This window comes from Acidovorax sp. 62, assembly GCF_002754495.1.
Classification (GTDB): Bacteria; Pseudomonadota; Gammaproteobacteria; order Burkholderiales; family Burkholderiaceae_C; genus Acidovorax.
In genome coordinates this window covers 1,048,281-1,067,847 of the sequence record NZ_PEFJ01000001.1, presented here as the reverse complement: position 1 = coordinate 1,067,847, position 19,567 = coordinate 1,048,281, and the positions used below count along the sequence as shown (strand labels likewise).

12 protein-coding genes are annotated in these 19,567 nt (G+C 65.4%); 10 read left to right on the top strand and 2 right to left on the bottom strand.

Annotated elements, in window-relative coordinates:
- The first annotated feature begins 55 nt into the window (after nt 1–55).
- The 7 genes from nirB to CLU86_RS04735 all read left to right on the top strand — a co-directional run bounded on the left by nirB (nt 56) and on the right by CLU86_RS04735 (nt 10,422).
- Nucleotides 56–2,500, top strand: coding sequence for a nitrite reductase large subunit NirB (gene nirB, locus CLU86_RS04765; RefSeq protein WP_099740822.1), 2,445 nt, complete (start codon nt 56–58; stop codon nt 2,498–2,500).
- A gap of 55 nt (nt 2,501–2,555) precedes the next feature.
- Entirely contained in the window at nt 2,556–3,359 is an 804-nt protein-coding gene (locus CLU86_RS04760; protein WP_369803873.1) for a type IV pili methyl-accepting chemotaxis transducer N-terminal domain-containing protein, read from the top strand.
- A gap of 43 nt (nt 3,360–3,402) precedes the next feature.
- On the top strand, nt 3,403–3,786 hold the full coding sequence (gene nirD / locus CLU86_RS04755) for a nitrite reductase small subunit NirD (RefSeq protein WP_099655083.1): 384 nt from the start codon (nt 3,403–3,405) through the stop codon (nt 3,784–3,786).
- 150 nt (nt 3,787–3,936) lie between these two features.
- Complete coding sequence (locus CLU86_RS04750; protein WP_099740820.1) at nt 3,937–6,774, top strand: nitrate reductase; 2,838 nt, start codon at nt 3,937–3,939, stop codon at nt 6,772–6,774.
- A 180-nt stretch (nt 6,775–6,954) separates the two neighbouring features.
- Nucleotides 6,955–7,878 carry a DNA-binding protein YbiB gene (gene ybiB, locus CLU86_RS04745; protein WP_099740819.1) on the top strand — a complete coding sequence of 308 codons (924 nt, stop codon included), beginning with the start codon at nt 6,955–6,957 and terminating at the stop codon, nt 7,876–7,878.
- A complete protein-coding gene (gene cobA, locus CLU86_RS04740; protein WP_099740818.1) occupies nt 7,875–8,711 on the top strand; it encodes a uroporphyrinogen-III C-methyltransferase in 837 nt (278 codons plus the stop codon). The genes ybiB and cobA overlap by 4 nt, the downstream gene beginning before the upstream one ends.
- Nucleotides 8,712–8,976: 265 nt before the next feature.
- A complete protein-coding gene (locus CLU86_RS04735) occupies nt 8,977–10,422 on the top strand; it encodes a cellulase family glycosylhydrolase (RefSeq protein WP_099740817.1) in 1,446 nt (481 codons plus the stop codon).
- 99 nt (nt 10,423–10,521) lie between these two features.
- Here the strand turns inward: CLU86_RS04735 and CLU86_RS04730 are convergent, their stop codons facing one another.
- Nucleotides 10,522–11,010, bottom strand: coding sequence for an acyl-CoA thioesterase (locus CLU86_RS04730; protein ID WP_099655078.1), 489 nt, complete (start codon nt 11,008–11,010; stop codon nt 10,522–10,524).
- A gap of 129 nt (nt 11,011–11,139) precedes the next feature.
- Here CLU86_RS04730 and CLU86_RS04725 point away from each other — a divergent pair, with 129 nt between their 5' ends.
- From CLU86_RS04725 to CLU86_RS04710, 3 genes are all read left to right on the top strand, one after another.
- Nucleotides 11,140–12,273, top strand: coding sequence for a sterol desaturase family protein (locus CLU86_RS04725; protein WP_099740816.1), 1,134 nt, complete (start codon nt 11,140–11,142; stop codon nt 12,271–12,273).
- A 161-nt stretch (nt 12,274–12,434) separates the two neighbouring features.
- Nucleotides 12,435–14,642, top strand: coding sequence for a TonB-dependent siderophore receptor (locus CLU86_RS04720; protein WP_099740815.1), 2,208 nt, complete (start codon nt 12,435–12,437; stop codon nt 14,640–14,642).
- A gap of 199 nt (nt 14,643–14,841) precedes the next feature.
- Entirely contained in the window at nt 14,842–16,104 is a 1,263-nt protein-coding gene (locus CLU86_RS04710; RefSeq protein WP_099740814.1) for an NAD(P)/FAD-dependent oxidoreductase, read from the top strand.
- A 62-nt stretch (nt 16,105–16,166) separates the two neighbouring features.
- On the opposite strand, the gene CLU86_RS04705 is transcribed toward CLU86_RS04710, so the two are convergent.
- A complete protein-coding gene (locus CLU86_RS04705) occupies nt 16,167–19,460 on the bottom strand; it encodes an EAL domain-containing protein (RefSeq protein ID WP_099740813.1) in 3,294 nt (1,097 codons plus the stop codon).
- Between the last annotated feature and the right edge of the window lie 107 nt (nt 19,461–19,567).

The following is a 19,567-nucleotide window of genomic DNA, read 5'->3' as shown; positions in this document are numbered from 1 at the left end:
GGACGCCTTTTTTGCTTTTCGATTCGCCCCTGGCGATGGAACCGACGGAGTCACGATGAAAAAGCCCAAACTGGTGATGGTGGGAAATGGCATGGCCGGTGTGCGCACGCTGGAAGAGCTGCTCAAGATTGCCCCCGATCTGTATGACATCACGGTGTTTGGCGCCGAGCCACACCCGAACTACAACCGCATTCTGTTGTCGCCCGTGCTGGCAGGCGAGCAGACGCTGGACGAGATCATTCTGAACGACTGGCAGTGGTACGACGACAACCACATCACGCTGCACACCGGCTTCACGGTCAATGATGTGGACCGCGTGCGCCGCGTGGTGAGCGCCACCAGCAAGGACGGCGATGTGATCACCGCCGAATACGACCGCCTCATCATCGCCACAGGCTCCAACCCCTTCATCTTGCCCATCCCCGGCAAAGACCTGCAAGGCGTGCTGGCCTACCGCGACATTGCCGACACCCAGGCCATGATCGACGCCGCCGCCACCTACAAGCACGCGGTGGTGATCGGCGGCGGCCTGCTGGGCCTGGAGGCCGCCAACGGCCTCATGAAGCGCGGCATGCAAGTGAGCGTGGTACATGTGGGCGACTGGCTGATGGAGCGCCAACTGGACGACGTGGCCGGCAAGATGCTGCAAAAGTCGCTGCAAGAGCGCGGCATGCAGTTCTTGATGAAAGCACAGACCCAAGAGCTGGTGGGCAACGCCGAAGGCCGCGTGGCCAGCGTCAAGTTCAAAGACGGCACCGAGGTGCCCGCCGACCTGGTGGTGATGGCTGTGGGCATTCGCCCCAACACCGCGCTGGCCGAAAAAATGCGCCTGTACGTGAACCGCGGCATTGTGGTGAGCGACACGCTGCAAACCACCACCGACGCCCGCATCTACGCCGTGGGCGAATGTGCCGCGCACCGGGGCATTGCCTACGGTCTGGTGGCCCCGCTGTTTGAACAAGGCAAGGTGCTGGCCAACCATTTGGCCGAGTTCGGCATCGGCCGCTACCAGGGTTCGCTCACCTCCACCAAGCTCAAAGTCACGGGCATCGATCTGTTCAGCGCGGGCGACTTCCAGGGCGGCGAGAACACCGAAGAGATCGTGATGAGCGACCCCTTTGGCGGCGTGTACAAAAAGCTGGTCATCAAGGACGACAAGCTGGTGGGCGCCTGCCTGTATGGCGACACGGTGGACGGCAGCTGGTACTTCAAGCTGCTGCGCGACGGCCGCAGCGTGAGCGACATCCGCGACAAGCTGATGTTTGGCGAAAGCAATATCGGCGACGTGGGCCACCAGGGTCACAACAAGGCCGCCGCCATGGCCGACACCGACGAGGTCTGCGGCTGCAACGGCGTGACCAAGGGCGCCATCTGCAAGGCCATCAAGGACAAGGGCCTGTTCACGCTGGATGAAGTGCGCAAGCACACCAAGGCCAGCGCATCGTGCGGATCGTGCACCGGCCTGGTCGAGCAGATCATCATGTTCACCGCAGGCGGTGACTACAGCGCAACCCCCAAGACCAAGGCCATGTGCGGCTGCACCGACCATGGGCACCAGGCCGTGCGCGAGGCGATCCGTGCCAACAAACTGCTCAGCATTGGCGAAGTCTTCAAGTTCATGGAGTGGAAGACGCCCAACGGCTGCGCCACCTGCCGCCCCGCCGTCAACTACTACCTGATCAGCACCTGGCCCAAGGACGCCAAGGACGACCCGCAAAGCCGCGCCATCAACGAGCGCAGCCACGCCAACATCCAGAAAGACGGCACCTACAGCGTGATCCCCCGCATGTGGGGCGGCGAAACCACGGCCGACGAGCTGCGCCGCATTGCCGATGCGGCTGACAAATACAACATCCCCACCATCAAGGTCACGGGGGGCCAGCGCATCGATTTGCTGGGCGTGAAGAAAGAAGACCTGGTCAATGTGTGGAAGGACATCGGCATGCCCAGTGGCCATGCGTATGCCAAGGCGCTGCGCACCGTGAAGACCTGCGTGGGCAGCGAGTGGTGCCGCATGGGCACCCAGGACAGCACGCAGATGGGCAAGGACCTGGAGCGCGCCATGTGGCGCATGTACGCCCCGCACAAGGTCAAGTTTGCGGTGAGTGGCTGCCCACGCAACTGCGCCGAGGCAGGCATCAAGGACGTGGGCATCATCGGCGTGGACAGCGGCTGGGAGATGTACGTGGCGGGCAACGGCGGCATCAAGACCGAGGTGGCGCACTTCTTCACCAAGCTGAAAACCGCCGAGGAAGTGCTGGAGTACACCGGCGCGTTCTGCGAGCTGTACCGCCAGGAAGGCTGGTACCTGGAGCGCACCGTGCACTACGTGAACCGTGTGGGCCTGGACTATGTGAAAAAGCGCATCCTCGAAGACCACGAAGGCCGCAAGGCGCTGTGGGAGCAACTGCAGTTTGCGCTGGACGGCGAGCCCGACCCCTGGTTCGAGTTTGACAAAGCCGCCGTGGACACGCGCCAGTTTGTGCCCCTGGGCGCCTGACCTCGCTGCCTGCTGCCCCCTGCCCGCCCCCTCACCACCAAGGAGCCCACCCATGCTGCAACGCCGATGGATTCTGAACGCCAGCGCTGGCGCCCTGCTGGCAGGCGCTGTGGGCGCCCCGGTGGCGGCGTGGGCCCAGGTGCAGGATGTGAACGACGCCATCAACAAGGCGGGCCGCCAGCGCATGCTGAGCCAGCGCATGGCCAAGGCCTGGCTCATGCTGGCCCACCAGGCCGATGCCAACCCGGCGCGCCAGGCGCTGGCCCAGTCCATCAAGCTGTTTGAGCGGCAGCTGGCAGAACTCAAGGCCTACGCCCCACAAGCAGACATTCGCACCACCTACACCGAGCTGGAAGCCGCCTGGAGCGCCTACAAAACCGTGCTGACCACAGCCCAGCCCTCCAAAGACGCGGCCAGCAGCCTGCTGCAGGCCGACGCCAAGGTGCTGGCCCTGGCCCACCAGGGCACCGTGCAATACGAAGCGGCCTCGGGCAAGCCCGTGGGCCATCTGGTCAACGTGGCCGGGCGCCAGCGCATGCTGAGCCAGCGCATGGCCAAGTTCTGCCTGGCCGCGATGCTGCAGGTAGACGCTGCCACCAGCACCACCGAAATCGACAAGGCGCGCAAAGAGTTTTTGAGCGCCAACGAATTGCTGCGCACCGCGCCGCAAGCCACCGACCGCATTCGCCAGGAACTGCAACTGGCCGACGGGCAATGGGTGTTTTTTGACGCCGCGCTGCAGCGCATGCAAACAGGCGCCAACACGTTTCGCCAGGTGTCCGAGGTGTTTGTGACCAGCGAGAACCTGCTGGCCAGCATGGACCGCGTCACCGGCATGTATGCCGCCCTGGCCGCCTGACACAGAGCCCAGAGCCCCCCAACAACCACAAGGAATCGCCACCATGACTGAATGGACACTGATCTGCCGCATCGAAGACATCCCCGTGCTGGGCTCGCGCCGCGTTGCCCGCCCCCAGGGCCTGGATGTGGCGGTGTTCCGCAACGACGCGGGCGGCGTCTTCGCCCTGCTCGACCGCTGCCCGCACAAGGGCGGCCCCTTGTCGCAAGGCATTGTGTTTGGCACCCATGTGGCCTGCCCCATGCACAACTGGACCATCGGCCTGTGCGACGGCCAGGCATCGGCCCCCGATGAGGGCTGCACCCCCAAGTTCACCGTGAAGGTGGAGGACGGTGCCGTGTACCTGGACGCTGCAGAGCTGGCCACCGTGGCCACGGATTTGACGCGGCCCATCGCCGGGCCTGCACGCCGCACGGTGGGTGCGTAGGCGCAGGGTGCCTTGTGCACCCCCCTTGCCAACAAGCCCAGCCCCCAGACCCCTGCACCAGCCCCAACGGGCTCCATAGCTATAAAAATAATAGCTGCTAGCGTTTATAAATAAAGCGCTAGCGCCGTAAAACATTCAAAGCCACACGCCATGCAAGAAACCAAATCTACCTGCCCCTACTGCGGCGTAGGCTGCGGCGTGATCATTGAAAGCGACGGTGCACAGATCACCGGCGTGCGGGGCGACCCGAACCACCCCGCCAACTTTGGCCGCCTGTGCACCAAGGGCTCGACCCTGCACCTCACGGCCAGCAGCCCCATCACGCTGCAGACCCGGCTGCTGCAGCCCTTGCACCGCGCGCAACGCAGCGATGCCCCTCAGCCGTTGTCGTGGGATGCTGCCCTGGGCTTGGCCACGGACAAGTTTGCCCACACCATCCAGCAGCACGGCCCCGACGCCGTGGGCTTTTACGTCAGCGGCCAGTTGCTGACCGAGGACTACTACGTCTTCAACAAGCTCGCCAAGGGCCTGATCGGCACCAACAACATCGACACCAACTCGCGCCTGTGCATGAGCAGCGCCGTGGCCGGCTACAAGCAGACGCTGGGCGCCGACGCGCCGCCCGCCTGCTACGACGACGTGAAACACGCGCAGTGCCTGTTCATCGTGGGCAGCAACGCAGCCTGGGCGCACCCCATCCTGTTCCGCCGCATTGAAGACGCGCGCGCCGCCAACCCAGGCATGAAGGTCATCGTGGCCGACCCGCGCCGCACCGACACGGCGGGCATGGCCGACCTGTTCCTGCCCATCCAGCCCGGCAGCGATGTGATGCTGTTCAACGGCATGCTGCACATCATGCTGTGGGAAGGCTGGATCGACGCCGCCTACATCGGCGCACACACCACGGGCTTTGACGAACTCAAGGCCCTGGTGCGCGAAGCCACGCCGGACCGCGTGGCCCAGGTGTGTGGCATTTCGGTGGCCGACCTGACCACCGCCGCCCAGTGGTTTTCCACCTCGAAAGCGACCCTGAGCCTGTACTGCCAGGGCCTGAACCAGAGCAGCAGCGGCACGGCCAAGAACGCCGCCCTCATCAACCTGCACCTGGCTACCGCGCAGATCGGCAAGCCCGGCGCAGGCCCCTTCAGCCTGACCGGCCAGCCCAATGCCATGGGCGGGCGCGAGGTGGGTGGCCTGGCCAATCTGCTCAGTGCCCACCGCGACCTGGCCAACCCCCAGCACCGCGCCGAGGTGGCCGCGCTGTGGGGCGTGGCCGATGTGCCCAGCCAGCCCGGTAAGACGGCGGTGGAGATGTTCCAGGCCGCCGCCGACGGCGAGATCAAGGCCCTGTGGATTGCCTGCACCAACCCCGCGCAGAGCATGCCCGACCAGGCCACCGTGCGCCGCGCCCTGCAGCGCGCCGAATTTGTGGTGGTGCAAGAGGCCTTCGCAACGGCCGAGACCGCGCGGTACGCCGACCTGCTGCTGCCTGCCACCACCTGGGGCGAAAAAACCGGCACCGTGACCAACAGCGAACGCCGCATCTCGCGCGTGCGCTCTGCCGTGCCTGCACCCGGCCTGGCGCGCCACGACTGGGCCATTGCGGTGCAGTTTGCGCACCAGCTGGAGGCACGCCTGCGCCCCGGCCAACCCACACTGTTCCCCTACACCACCGAGCATGCGGACCAAGGCTCTGAAACCGTTTGGAACGAGCACCGCGAAAGCACGCGCGGGCGCGACCTGGACATCACCGGCCTGTCGTGGGAGCTGCTCGAATCTGCTGGCCCCCAACAGTGGCCATTGCCCGAGGGCTCCACCACGGGCAAGGCCCGCCTGTACGAGGACGGCATCTTCCCCACCGCCGACGGCCGCGCCCGTTTTGCCGCGCATGCCTGGCAGCCCACGGCGGAGCAGCGCGAATCGCGCTACCCCTTCAGCCTGACCACGGGCCGCCTGCGCGACCAGTGGCACGGCATGACCCGCACCGGCACGCTGGGCCGCCTGTTTGGCCATGTGGCCGAGCCCAGCGTGCAGCTGCACCCGCAGGACATGGAGCGGCGTGGCCTGAAGAACGGCGACCTGGTCTACGTAACGAGCAAGCGCGGCACCATCGTGGTACCCGCGCAGGCCGACACCACCGTGGGCCTGTCGCAGGCCTTCATGGCCATGCACTGGGGCAGCGAATTTTTGAGCGGCTGCTCGTCCACCGGCGAGCGCTTGGCAGGCGTGAATGCGCTCACCACCTCGGCCTATTGCCCCACGTCCAAGCAGCCCGAGCTCAAGCACGCGGCCGTGAAGGTGCTCAAGGCCGAGCTGCCCTGGACGCTGCTGGCCATGGCCTGGCTGCCCGCCGACAGCGCCCAGGCCGCACGGGAAGCGCTGTCCGCACTGATGGCGCAGTTTCCGTTTGCCAGTTGTGTGCCCTTCAGCAACAACACGCCGCTGGGCGAACCCGGGCGCGAGCGCGTGGGCGTGCTGCTGCGCGCCGCCGCGCACGAAGCCCCGCCGGACGCCACGGTGGAACGCATCGAAGCCCTGATGGGCCTGGCCACCACCGACACGCTGCGCTATGCCGACAAAAAACGCGGCCAGCGCCGTGCCGCGCGGCTGGCACGCCACGGTGACACCACCACGCTCGAAGGCATCGTGCTGGCGGGCGACACCAGCGCCGAGGGCTGGCTCAAGACCCTGCTGCAAGAAGAACTGCCCGCGCAGACCTATGGCCGCCTGCTGCTGGTGCCCGGCGCCAAGGCCCCCGTGGCCGTGCAGTCGCGCGGCAAATCGGTGTGCACCTGCTTTAACGTGACGGACGCCGCCATCACCGCCGAGCTGGCGCACTGCCACGGCACCGACGACGACCGCCTGGCCCAGCTGCAAGGCAAGCTGCGCTGCGGCACCAACTGCGGCTCGTGCCTGCCCGAACTCAAGCGCATGGTGCGCAGCACCGGGCCGCTAGCGCCCAAGCCCGCAGCGCAGGCCGTCATATAACCAAAAGTTGTCTGGGTTGCGCCAAAATAGCGCCCCACCCACCTCACTGCCACAACCACCGCACCAGGACTTGTGCAATAGGGCTCCAGCTAGGCATTTTCGGCGCAGACAGTACGCCTGTACGGCAAGCCGAAATAACGACGCTGGAGCCCTATTTCACAAGTCCCGCCACACAAAACCATGGCTATCAGTCAGTACATCAAGGAAATCGGTCGCGGCCCGCGCGGCTCCAAGCCGCTCACACGCGAGCAAGCGGCCGACCTGTTTGGCCAAGTGCTGGACGGCAGCGTGACCGACCTGGAGATTGGCGCCTTCTGCCTGGCCATGCGCATCAAGGGCGAAACGCCCGAAGAGATGTGCGGCTTTCTGGATGCCACGCACCAGCGGCTGGCCAAGTTGCCCGCCACCAGCCGCCCCACCATCGTGCTGCCCAGCTACAACGGCGCCCGCAAGCTGCCGGTGCTGACCCCACTGCTGGCCCTGCTGCTGGCGCGCGAGGGGCTGCCCGTGTTGCTGCACGGCATGCGCACCGAGGCGCGCCGCATTTTGGCATCCGATGTGCTTGAAGCGCTGGATATCAAAGCGCTAACAGCTCCTAAAACGATAGCAAATGGAGAAGTGGCACACATCCACACCGAGCGGCTGCACCCCGGCCTGGCGCGCCTGCTGGCCGTGCGCCAGGTGGTGGGCCTGCGCAACCCCGGGCACAGTGCCGTCAAGCTGATGAACCCCTGCGCGGGCCCTGCGGTGGTGGTCACGGCCTACACCCACCCCGAGTACCTGGACATGCTGCACGCCACATTCACCGGCATGGGGATGAGCGCACTGCTCTCGCGCGGACTGGAGGGCGAAGTGGCCACCGATCCGCGCCGCACGCCCCGTTATGACGCCTTTGTCGCCGGCAAGCACCAGCTGCTGGAAGAGCAGCAACCCGGCACCGCCACCGAGGTGCCCGGGCTGCCCACCGAGATCGACGTAGCCACCACCGCCGAGTACACCCGCCAGGTGCTCGCGGGCGCCCTGCCTGTGCCGCCCGCGCTGGCGCGGCAGGTGGAACACATCTTGCGTCTGGCTGAGCAAACCACGAAAGAGACACTGCCATGAGCCGCCCTACACACCCCCATCCTTCAGGCACGGCACGCCCCCATCTGGGCACCGGTGGGCAATGCACCCTGGTGGGCGCAGGGCCCGGCGACCCTGAGCTGCTGACGATCAAAGCCCTCAAGGCCATCCAGGCCGCCACGGTGCTGCTGGTGGACGACTTGGTGAGCGACGCCATCGTGGCCCACGCCTCGCCCAGCGCCCGCATCGTGTACGTGGGCAAGCGCGGCGGCTGCAAGAGCACGCCCCAGGCGTTCATCGAAAAGCTGATGCTGATGGCCGTGAACGAGGGCGAGAACGTGGTGCGCCTCAAAGGGGGCGATCCGTTCATCTTTGGGCGCGGCGGCGAAGAGGTGGAGCACCTGCGCGCAGCCGGTGTACCCGTCACCGTCATCAACGGCATCACCGCGGGGTTGGCTGGGCTCACCTCGCTGGGTGCCCCGCTCACACACCGCGAGCATGCGCACGGCGTGGTGTTTGTCACCGGCCATGCCAAGCCAGGCGACACCGGCACCGACTGGGCCGCACTGGCCCGCACCGCCCGCGACGCCAAGCTCACCCTGGTCATCTACATGGGCGTGAGCGGCGCCGCCGCCATCGAGCAAGAGCTGCTGAGCGGCGGCCTTCCCGCCAGCACGCCCGTGGCCATCATTCAGCACGCCAGCCTGCCCCAGCAGCGGCACGCGATAGCCACACTGGGCACGCTGCACACCACCCTCGTCCAAGAGGAACTGGGCAGCCCCTCGGTGATCGTGGTGGGCGATGTCGTGCGGGGCGTGGCCCTGGCCACGCAAGAGGCTGCCGACGCCGCCCCTCTGGCCCGCAGCGCGGGCTGACAGCCGCAGCGGCTGCGATGGCAGCCGCCGCTGCACCGCCCGCGTGGGGGCATAAACCACACATTTAACAGAGCCTTACAAGCCCAACGCGCCTTGCAGCGCGTGGCGGCTGGGCTGCGCATAGCATTTGAGAAGCGTTTGCAATTAGTTTGCAATCCACTCCCCCGCTTTGGCGCGCCACCACAGCCCATGCCACCCACTGGTCGCTGCCCTGCGCGTGGCACCCAAAGCATGTCCATCCCATCCTTTGGAAAGAAGCCTCTGCATGAAAGCCCACACGCTTTGGAAACAACTCGCCCTGGCCGGGTGCCTGCTGACCAGCAGCCTCGCCTGGAGCTACGAAATCAGCGCTGGCAAAGTGCTCAATGACGCAGGCCAGCCCGTGCAACTGCGCGGTGTGAACTGGTTTGGCTTTGAGACCAACAACAACGTGGTGCACGGTCTGTGGGCCCGCAACTGGAAAGACATGATCACCCAGATGCAGGGCCAGGGCTTTAACGCCGTGCGCCTGCCGTTTTGTCCCACCACCCTGCGCGGCAACGCGCCCAATAGCATCGACTACAGCCGCAACGCCGACCTGCAAGGCCTGAGCGCGCTGCAAGTGATGGACAAGGTCATCAACGAGCTGAGCAACCGCGGCATGTACGTGCTGCTGGACCACCACACGCCCGACTGCCAAAGCATCAGTGAGCTTTGGTACACCTCTAGCTACAGCGAGCAGCAGTGGATTACCGACCTGACCTTTGTGGCCCAGCGCTACGTGAACGTGCCCGGCGTGATTGGCTTGGACATCAAGAACGAGCCCCACGGCAGCGCCACCTGGGGCACTGGCAATGCCGCTACCGACTGGAACCGCGCGGCAGAGCGCGCCGCAGCCGCCGTGCTCCAGGTGGCACCCAAGTGGCTGATTGCCGTGGAAGGCATTGGCGAGAACCCCAGCTGCTCCAGCAGCGGCGGGCACTTCTGGGGCGGCAGCCTGGAGCCGCTGGAATGCACGCCGCTGAACATCCCGGCCAACCGCTTGCTGCTGGCACCGCACGTGTACGGGCCCGATGTGTACGTGCAGTCGTACTTCAATGCGGCCAATTTCCCGGCCAACATGCCCGCCATTTGGGACCAGCACTTTGGCCGCTTCGTTCAGTCGGGCTACGCCGTCATGCTGGGTGAGTTTGGCGGCAAATACGGCCGTGGCGATGCCCGCGATGTGCAGTGGCAAAACGCCCTGGTGGACTACCTGGTGGGCAAAGGCATTCGCAGCGGCTTTTACTGGTCGTGGAACCCCAACAGCGGCGACACCGGCGGCATCTTGAACGACGACTGGAGCACAGTGCGCACCGACAAAGTGCAGTTGCTGCAAAAGCTGTGGGGCGATGGCACAACGCCTACGCCCGCCCCTAACCCGACACCTGATCCAACGCCAACGCCAACGCCAACGCCAACGCCGACCCCTACGCCCAGCCCTAACTTTGCTGTGCTGCAGACTGTGGACAGCGACTGGGGCGCTGGCTACTGCCAGCGTGTCAAGGTCAGCAACCTGGGCAGCGCCAGCGGCACTTGGGCCATCACGCTGCCCATCAGCGGCCAGGTCAACAACCTCTGGAACGCAGTGTGGACCCAGTCTGGCAGCAGCTTGAACGCATCCGGGGTGGACTGGAACAAGACCCTGGCCCCTGGCGCGGCAGCCGAGTTTGGCTTCTGCGCGGCACGCTGATCGCGGCTGCAGAACCTTCTGCCCATGCCCCATCAAAAAGGCCCGGACAACATCCGGGCCTAGCCATGGGAGCAGAGCTTGCGATGCCCAGGGCGTGCCTCACTGCCCCGCAGTCTGGCGCACCTGGGCAAAGCGCTCGGCCAACTCCTTGCGCAGCGTCTTGCGCATCACCGCCGCATCCCAGCGGCGGCGCTCATCGGGGGTGGAGGGAGACAGCGGCGGCACGGGCACAGACTTGCGGTTTTCGTCCACCGCCACCATGGTGAAGAAGCAGCTGTTCACGTGCCGCACCACCTGCGATCGAATCTCTTCGGCCACCACCTTCACGCCCACTTCCATCGAAGAGCTGCCGGTGTAGTTCACGCTGGCCAAAAAGGTCACCAACTCGCCCACATGGATGGGCTGCAAAAACATCACCTGGTCCACGCTCAGCGTCACGGTGTAGCAGCCCGAATAGCGGCTGGCGCAGGAATACGCCACCTGGTCGAGCAACTTGAGAATGGCGCCGCCGTGCACGTTGCCTGAAAAATTGGCCATGTCGGGCGACATGAGCACGGTCATGCTGAGTTGGTGTGAAGGGATGTTCATGCTGCGATTTTAGAAACCGCGCAGGCGTCTGAGGGCCTTGCTTTGCGCTACATCACACAACCAGCCGCCGCCGTGGCAGCTTCGCTACACTCGCGCAGCGCGGTCCCACCGGCGCACGGAGGAAAACCCATGATTCAACTAGAAAAACTCAACGAATTCACCGAAAGCCACGGCGCCCTGCGCACGGGCAAGGGCCTGGTGTCAGGCGTTATCGCGCTGACACTCGCCATCCTTTGCCTGCTGGGTGTGCTGGCGTTTCACTTTCCGCAGTACCTCACCACACCCGAGCTGCGCAAGAGCTACGACGTGAACGTGATTCGCACCATCATGCTGGCCGCCATGGCCATTGCCGGGGGCATCTCGCTGGTCAACATCCTGTTCAACCGCGCCCGCTGGCTGGCCACCTTCTCTTTCGCTATGGTGGCCCTGGCCGCATTGCTGGGCGGTCACCAAGTAGAGGTGAACCCGAACTTCCCCGACCACACGCCCTACATCGGGCTGGACTGGTTCATCCTCGACCTGCTGGGCAGCTCGCTCATCTTCATCTTCATCGAAAAGCTGTTTGCCCACCGCAAGGACCAACCCATCTTTCGCGCCGAGTGGCAGACCGACTTTCACCACTTCATCGTGAACCACATGGTGGTGGGCTTTGTGCTGCTGGCCACCAACCTCATCGTGCACAAGTTCTTTGGCTGGGCCGCCAGTGACGGTGTGCGCGGCTGGGTGCAGGGCCTGAATTTTTGGGTGGCGCTGTTTGGCATCATCCTGGTGGCCGACCTGGTGCAGTACTGGACGCACCGCGCCTACCACGAGGTGCCACTGCTGTGGCGCCTGCACGCAGTGCACCACAGCGTCAAAAGCATGGACTGGATGGCCGGGTCGCGCCAACACATCCTGGAGCTGATCATCACCCGCTCGATGGTGCTGGCGCCCATCTATGTGCTGGGCTTCAGCAAGGAAGTGATCGACGCGTACATCGTCATCGTGGGCTTCCAGGCCGTTTTCAACCACGCCAACGTGAGCGTGCGCCTGGGCCCACTGCGCTACGTACTGGTCACGCCCAACTTCCACCACTGGCACCACAGCCAGGACCAGGAAGCGCTCGATAAAAACTACGCCGCGCACTTCGCCTTTTTGGACTACCTGTTCGGCACCGCCGTGAAAAGCACAAAGCTCTGGCCAGAGCACTATGGCGTGCTGGGCGACTACGTGCCCAACGGGTTCTTCAAGCAGCTGAAGTTTCCGTTTACTTGGAAGGGGTGAGCCCTGGGCTTGGGTTGGCACGTCGCCAAACCACAACGCCTTGAAACAATCAAACGCGAACCATTCTCAATAAATTTACAATACACGCCTTCGTTAGCAAGCCGTGCCCCCTGAAGGAGCAGCGCAGCCAGCCAGTTGTCTGACCTTCTTCAGGATCCCGCATGCGCTCTTTGTGCCTTGCTGGCAGCCCCCGTGCTGCCCTCTCTCACCTTCACCCCATTGCGCTGGCCGCGGCGCTGCTCACCCTGAGCCCAGCGTGGGCACAAAGCCCGCCCGCGGAGCAAGCCACCACGCAAACCGAGGCGGCCTCCACCGCCGACGCCGTGGTAGAGCCCAAGTCGCTGGATCACATCACCATCTCTGGCGCACGCGAAAGCGCCTCCACCCGCCTGCCGCTGACACCGCGCGAGAACCCGCAATCCACCAACACGGTGGACCGTGCGCAGATGGAGCGCCAATCGCTCACCAGCATCGACGCGGTGCTGCGCAACGTGACGGGCATTGCGGTGAGCTTTTACGACACACAGCGCCCGCTCTACTACGCGCGGGGCTTTCAGATCACCGACTTCAAGGTCGATGGCCTGCCCACGTACAGCGGCGGCACCAACCAGGAGTACGACACTGCGCTGTACGAGCGCATCGACGTGGTGCGCGGTGCCAACGGCATCCTCACGGCGATTGGCGTGCCCTCGGCCACGGTGGACATGATCCGCAAACGCCCGCAGCGGGAGTTTGCTGCCTCGGTCGCGCTGACGGCGGGGTCATGGAACCTGTGGCGCGGCGAGCTGGACTTGAACACCCCGTTGACCAGCGACGGCAGCGTGCGCAGCCGCCTGGTGGTGGCGCCGCAAACCAAGGAGAGCTTTCGCGACCGCTACCAGGAAGACAAAACCGCCTTGCTGGCCGCCATCGAGGCCGACCTGGGCAACGCCACCGTAGCCACCGTGGGCTTTCAGCGCCAGCGCAATGTGCCCGAGGCGCCCATCTGGGGCACCATCCCACGCTTTGCTGCAGACGGCGGCTTGGCCAACCTGCCGGTGTCCACCAGCTTCTCACCATCATGGACGCGCTGGGAGCGCACCTCGTCCACGCTCTACGCCAACGTGGACCACCAGATCAACGAGGACTGGAGTGCCAAAGTCAGCCTGAACCACACCGAGGGCGATTCGTTTCGGCTGGCCACCTACGGCTCGGGCTACCTCAACCGCAGCACAGGCGCAGGCCTGACACTGCGCGCCGCCGTCAGCGGCGGCACAGAGACCCAGGACACCCTGGACGCCTACCTGTCGGGCAAGGTGCAGCTGGGCGGGCGCAAGCACGACCTGGTGGTGGGCATGAGCGCATCGCGCGTAGAGGCCCACACCGACAGCTACAGCAGCCTGACGGGCTGGACCTACACCATTCCCAACCTCTACACCTGGGACGGCAGCGCACCCGCGCCGACCTACCGCGCCACCGGCGCCTTCACTGAACAGATCACGCGCCAGACGGGCCTGTACGCATCGGCCCGCTGGCGCCTGAGCGACCCGCTCTCGCTGCTGACCGGCGCCCGAATCACCGACTGGCACCGGCAGACCGACGCTTACAACACCAGCGGCGCCTACACCGCCACCTCGGCCATCCAGGACGAAAACCGCAAGATCACGCCATTCTTGGGGGTGGTCTACGAGCTGACGCCCACGCTGTCGGCCTACGCCAGCCACAGCCGCATCTTCAACCCGCAAAACTACAAGGACGTGAACAACCAACCACTGAGCGCGGTGGTGGGCTCCAACACCGAAGCAGGCCTGAAGGCCGAACTGCTGGAGCGGCGTGTGCAGGCCAACCTCGCGCTGTTCCAGACCAAGCAAAACAACTACGGCGTGCGCGACAGCAGCGTGCCCGAAGCCAGCTTGCCCGATGGCACCAGCGCCTACAAAACCGTCAACGGCACGCGTTCGCACGGTTTTGAGATCGAAGTGTCTGGCTTGATCAACCGCCAATGGCGCGCGAAGGCGGGCTTCACCCGCACCATGGTCACCCGCGCCGCCACCGACCTCATCTACGCCAACCTGCCCGAATACCAGCTGCAACTGGGCTCTGACTACCAGTTCACCGGCGCACTCGCGCCCCTCTCTGTGGGCGGCGATGTGCAGTGGCAAAGCAAGATCGTGGGCTACAACATCCCCCACCCGACCCTGGGCACAGTCACCGTCACCGAATCGCCCATGGCCCTGGTCAATCTGCGCGCCACCTGGAAGTTCAACCCCAAGCTCAGCGCCACACTCGCCATCAACAACCTGTCGAGCAAGAAATACTGGGCCAACCTGGACTACCCCAACTACGGCGACCCACGCAACGTGAGCGTGACGCTGCGAGCGAAGTTCTAGGCATCCCCCTGAGCGGCTGCGCCGCTTCCCCCTTCTCTCGAATGGCCGCGCCATTCGGGAAGGGGGACACCACCAGCGCGGCGGGGCGGCCCTTGCGCGGCGGTAGCTGGCATGATCAGCGCGTGTTCCACGGGCGGTGGGCTACGGTGCAGGCAAAGTCGGCACAATCAGCCCTTTTTGCCAACAGCATTCACACCCCGTGCAGACGATTCCTTTTTTTGACGCCGTCATCATCGGCGCTGGCGCCGCTGGCTTGTTTTGCGCGGGCCAGGCGGGCCAGCGGGGCCTGAAGGTCTTGCTCATCGACCACAGCGACAAGGTGGCCGAGAAGATCCGCATCTCGGGCGGGGGGCGCTGCAACTTCACCAACCGCGATCTGGATGTGCGGGCGCCGCACAAGCATTTTGTGGGGCAGAACCCGCAGTTTTGCCGCTCGGCGCTGTCGCGCTACACCCCGACCGATTTCATCGCGCTGGTGCAAAAGCACGGCATCCCCTTCCATGAAAAGCACAAGGGCCAGTTGTTTGCCGACCGCTCGGCCGAAGACATCATCCAGATGCTGCTGGCCGAGTGCGAGGCGGGCCAGGTCACGCGGTGGCAACCTTGCAGTGTCAAGAACATAGCCTTTTTGCCGCCTAGCGCAGATGGATCAAGCGCTGGCAGCTATCAAATTGATACCAACCAAGGCCCGGTGCACACGCGCAGCGTGGTGGTGGCAACGGGGGGCCTGTCGATTCCCAAAATCGGTGCGACGGACCTGGGCTACCGGCTGGCGCAACAGTTCAACATTCCGCTGGTGGAGCGGCGCCCCGGGCTGGTGCCACTGACTTTCGATGGCGCGGATTGGGCGCCCTACGCCCAACTGTCAGGGCTGGCGCTGCCAGTGCAAATCAGCACGGGCAGCAAGAAAGAGCGCATGGCGTTTGATGAGGATTTGCTGTTCACCCACCGCGGTCTGTCGGGCCCGGCGGTGCTGCAAATTTCCAGCTACTGGCGCGAGGGCACGCCGCTGGCTGTGAACCTGGCCCCCACGGTGGATTTGCCCGAGGCACTGCAGCAGGCCAAGGCCCGCTCGCGCAAGCTGATTGCCAATGAGCTGGCCACGCTGGTGCCCAGCCGCCTGGCCGACGCGTGGGCGCAGCGCAAGGCCGACTGGCAACGCCCCGTGGCCGAAGCATCAGACAAAGCCCTGGCCAAGCTGGCCGAGCAACTGGCCCGCTGGGAGCTGACACCCACGGGCACCGAGGGCTACAAAAAGGCCGAGGTGACACTGGGCGGCGTGGACACCCAAGCGCTGTCGCAGCAGACCATGGAGTGCAAGGCCCAGCCGGGGCTGTACTTCATTGGCGAGGTGGTGGACATCACCGGCTGGCTGGGCGGCTACAACTTTCAGTGGGCCTGGGCCAGCGGCATGGCCTGCGCGCAGGCGCTGCCAGGGGCGCAACCCACCGAGGCCGCGTAAAAATCCACCAGCCCGGATGGCCCTGCCGCTCCAGGGTCCGCTGCGCCGCCACGGTGTTGCGATCACCCCGGCGTAGTGACCTGGGAGGCACTGGCTGCCAGTTGCGGCGGTGGGGGTGCCGAGGACAGGAACGTCGGGTTCTGCAACGCCCACACCTCCAGCTGCTGCGGTGGCAGAGGGCGGCTGAAGTAGTAGCCCTGCAGCTCTTCGCAATCGAGCGCACTGAGCACCTGCGCCGTGACCAGGTCTTTGACGCCTTCGGCCACGATCTTGAGCCCCAGGGTATGCCCCAGCGCAATCACTGCCCGGGTGATGGCCATGTCGGCCGGGTTGGTGAGCATGTCGTGCACAAACGACTTATCGACCTTGAGCCGGTCGATCTCGAAACGCTTGAGGTAGCCCAGGCTGGAATAGCCGGTGCCAAAGTCGTCAATCGCCAATTGCACCCCCAACGCCTTGAGAGCGGCGAGCTGCTGCGCGGCGGCGTCGGCGTTGTCCATGAGCTGGGATTCGGTGATCTCCAGCTCCAGCCGGTGGGCGGGCACGCCCGTGCGCTGCAACAGCGCCGCTATGTCGGGCACGAGATGGGGATCGGCCAGCTGGGTGGCCGACAGGTTGACTGACACGGCCACGCCACACAGCGGGTGCGCCAGGCCATCGACAGCGGGCAAGGCCTGCCATTGCACCCACTGCAGGCACGCCTGCTCCAGCACCCAGGCGCCAATGGCGCGGATCATGCCGGTCTCTTCGGCAATCGGAATGAAGTCCATGGGCGGTACGGAGCCCAGCACCGGGTGGCGCCAGCGCAGCAAAGCCTCCACCCCCTGCAAGCGCCCGCCACGGGCGCTGACGCGGGGCTGGTAGTGCACGTGCAACTCGTCCCGCTCCAGCGCGCGGCGCAGGTGCTGCTCCATCGACTGGCGGGCCTGGGCGCGCTGGTCGGTCTCGACCGAATAGAACATGGCCATGTCCCGGCCGGTGGTCTTGGCCTCGTACATGGCGGCATCGGCGCGGCGCATGAGCTCGTCCAGGTCGGCACCGTCTTCGGGGTATACCGCAATGCCCACGCTGCACGATACGTTCAGCTCATGCCCTTCCACCGGGTGGCTTTGGCGGATGAGCGGAATCAGGCGGCGCTCGACCAGTTGCTGCACGTCGTCACGGCCCGCCACGTCGCGCATCACCACCACAAACTCATCACCTCCCAGACGGCTCACGGTGTCCAGCGCGCGCACCGCCTGCACCAGCCGCGCCGCCACCGAACGCAGCAACCCGTCGCCAATGTGGTGGCCCAGCGTGTCGTTGATGGTCTTGAAGCGGTCCAGATCGATGAACAGCACGGCCACCTGGGTGCCCGACTCTTTGGCCTGCACCAGTGCCCGCTGCAGGTGCTGCACGCACAGCGAACGGTTGGGCAGCTCGGTCAGCACATCGTGGTGCGCCAGAAACTGGATGCGCTCTTCATTGAGCTTGCGGTCGGTGATGTCAATGGCGATGCCGATGTGGTTGGACACCAGCCCGTCCTTGCCCTCGCGCACGGCCGACACCATGAGCCAGGCCGGGTAGGTCTCGCCCGAGCGGCGGCGAAAACGCACCTCGCCCTGCCATGACTCCTTGTCGCGCATGGTGTTCGCCATCTGCACTTCCAAGGGCTCGCCCGTGCCTTCCTCCAGCAGCATGCCCAGGCTCTCGCCAATCAGCTCGTAGAAGTCGTAGTGGGTGCTGCGGCAAAACGCCTTGTTCACGCTGAGCACCTGGTGCTGGGCGTCCATGATGATGATGCCCTCGGACGAGGCCTCAAACACCTTGGCCCACAGCTCCAGGCGCTGCTCCATCACCTTGAGCACGTTGATGGGCGTGAACGAGGTCAGCACCGCATCACGCCCCTGGTAGTGCAGGCGGCGGGCTGACAGCACGGCCCATGAGGGCTCTGCGCCGCCCTTCCAGCGCACCTCAAACTCATCCACCGAGCCCAGATCGGCCAAGCGCTGGAAGAACCGCGCGCGCACCCCAGGCTCCAGGCCCGCCACCCAGGGGTCCCGCCCCCGGCCGTTGAGCCACGGGCTGGCGGGTGCGTTGGCATGCAGCACTTCGTGCTCAGGAATGGAGGTGACCATCAGCGCAATCGGGAAAGCCTCTACCAGCTCGCGCTGCGCCTGCGCGGCACGGGCGCTGGCGGCCAGCTCTTGCTGCAGCAGGCGCTCGCGGTCCAGCTGGGCCAGCATGTCGTTGAAGGCGGTGACCAGGCGGCCGATTTCATCGCGGCTGCTCCAGCGCGCGCGCAGGCTGTGGTCACCGCTGTGGCGCACCTCATCGGCCACCTTGGCCAGGTGCTGCAGGGGCTTGGCGATCTGGCGGGCCACCAAGGTCACCAGGCTCAAAATGCAACCCAGCAGTACCAGCGCGGTGCCCAGGTGAAGCCACATGCGGGCAAACAACCCATCGACCCGCTGGGCCAGCAGACGGTCCAGGTCGGTGATGCCGGAGTCCCACGCCCAAGTCAGTGCCTGCAGCACCTTTGCCTGCTGCTGCGCCACATCGGCCACGCTGCGGCGCGACTCCCCCGCCGCCATAGCCTGCAGCAGGCTCTGCAGCTCCATCAGCGACGCTTTCAGCGCCTCGCGCTGGCCACCCAGCGCCTTGTGCATCTCGGGCGTGCCCGCAATAAAGGCCTGGTTGTAGTCCGACTCAATGCCCAGCATGACGGCATCCAGCCGCCCGGCCAGCGTCAGCAGCTCCGACGACCACTGGGGGCCGCGCGCGGGCGGGCTGGCCTGCAAGAACACCATGGTGTCGTGCACCGCCTGCAGCAACTCGGGGAAGCGCAACACCACCAGCGACATCACGTAGTAGCTGTCCAGCGCCGGGTCCAGGATCAGGTTGGACTGGTTGGCCACGGTGGTCAGCAGCTCGCGCCCATCGCGCAGCAGCTGCCCACGGGCTGCCGCCAGTGCAGCCAGGCTGGCCTGGGGCGCTGCCTTCAACCCAGCCTGGGCCCCCTCCTGCAAGGCCGCAAAACGGCCCAACGCATCGCTGAAGCGCTGGCTGGCGGGGGCGGTGTGCAGCTTGTCGTCGTGGGCGTCGCGCATGGCAGACAAACGCTCCTGCACGGCCAGCACCGACGGCGCCACCCCAGGGGCCTGCAAAAACTGCCCCATCAACCCATCGCGCACCACCGAGGCATAGGCCGTGCCCACGGTCTCCTTGCGGGTGAAGTCAATCGCCTCGTTCTTCTCGTGGATCAGGATGCTGGAGACATAGATGACGGCCGTGAGATCGAGCAGGTAGATCAGCATCAGCTTGCGCCCCACACTCAGGCGCCCTAGCCAAGCCGACAAGCGGTGCGTGATGGGCATGTTTGCGGGCCTTCACAGAAGATGTAGCCATTTGTAAATACTTTGCAAATTCAAAGCAAAAACCAAGCCACAGCCCCTTTGCAACGCCTTGGCAGATCCCTCAAGCC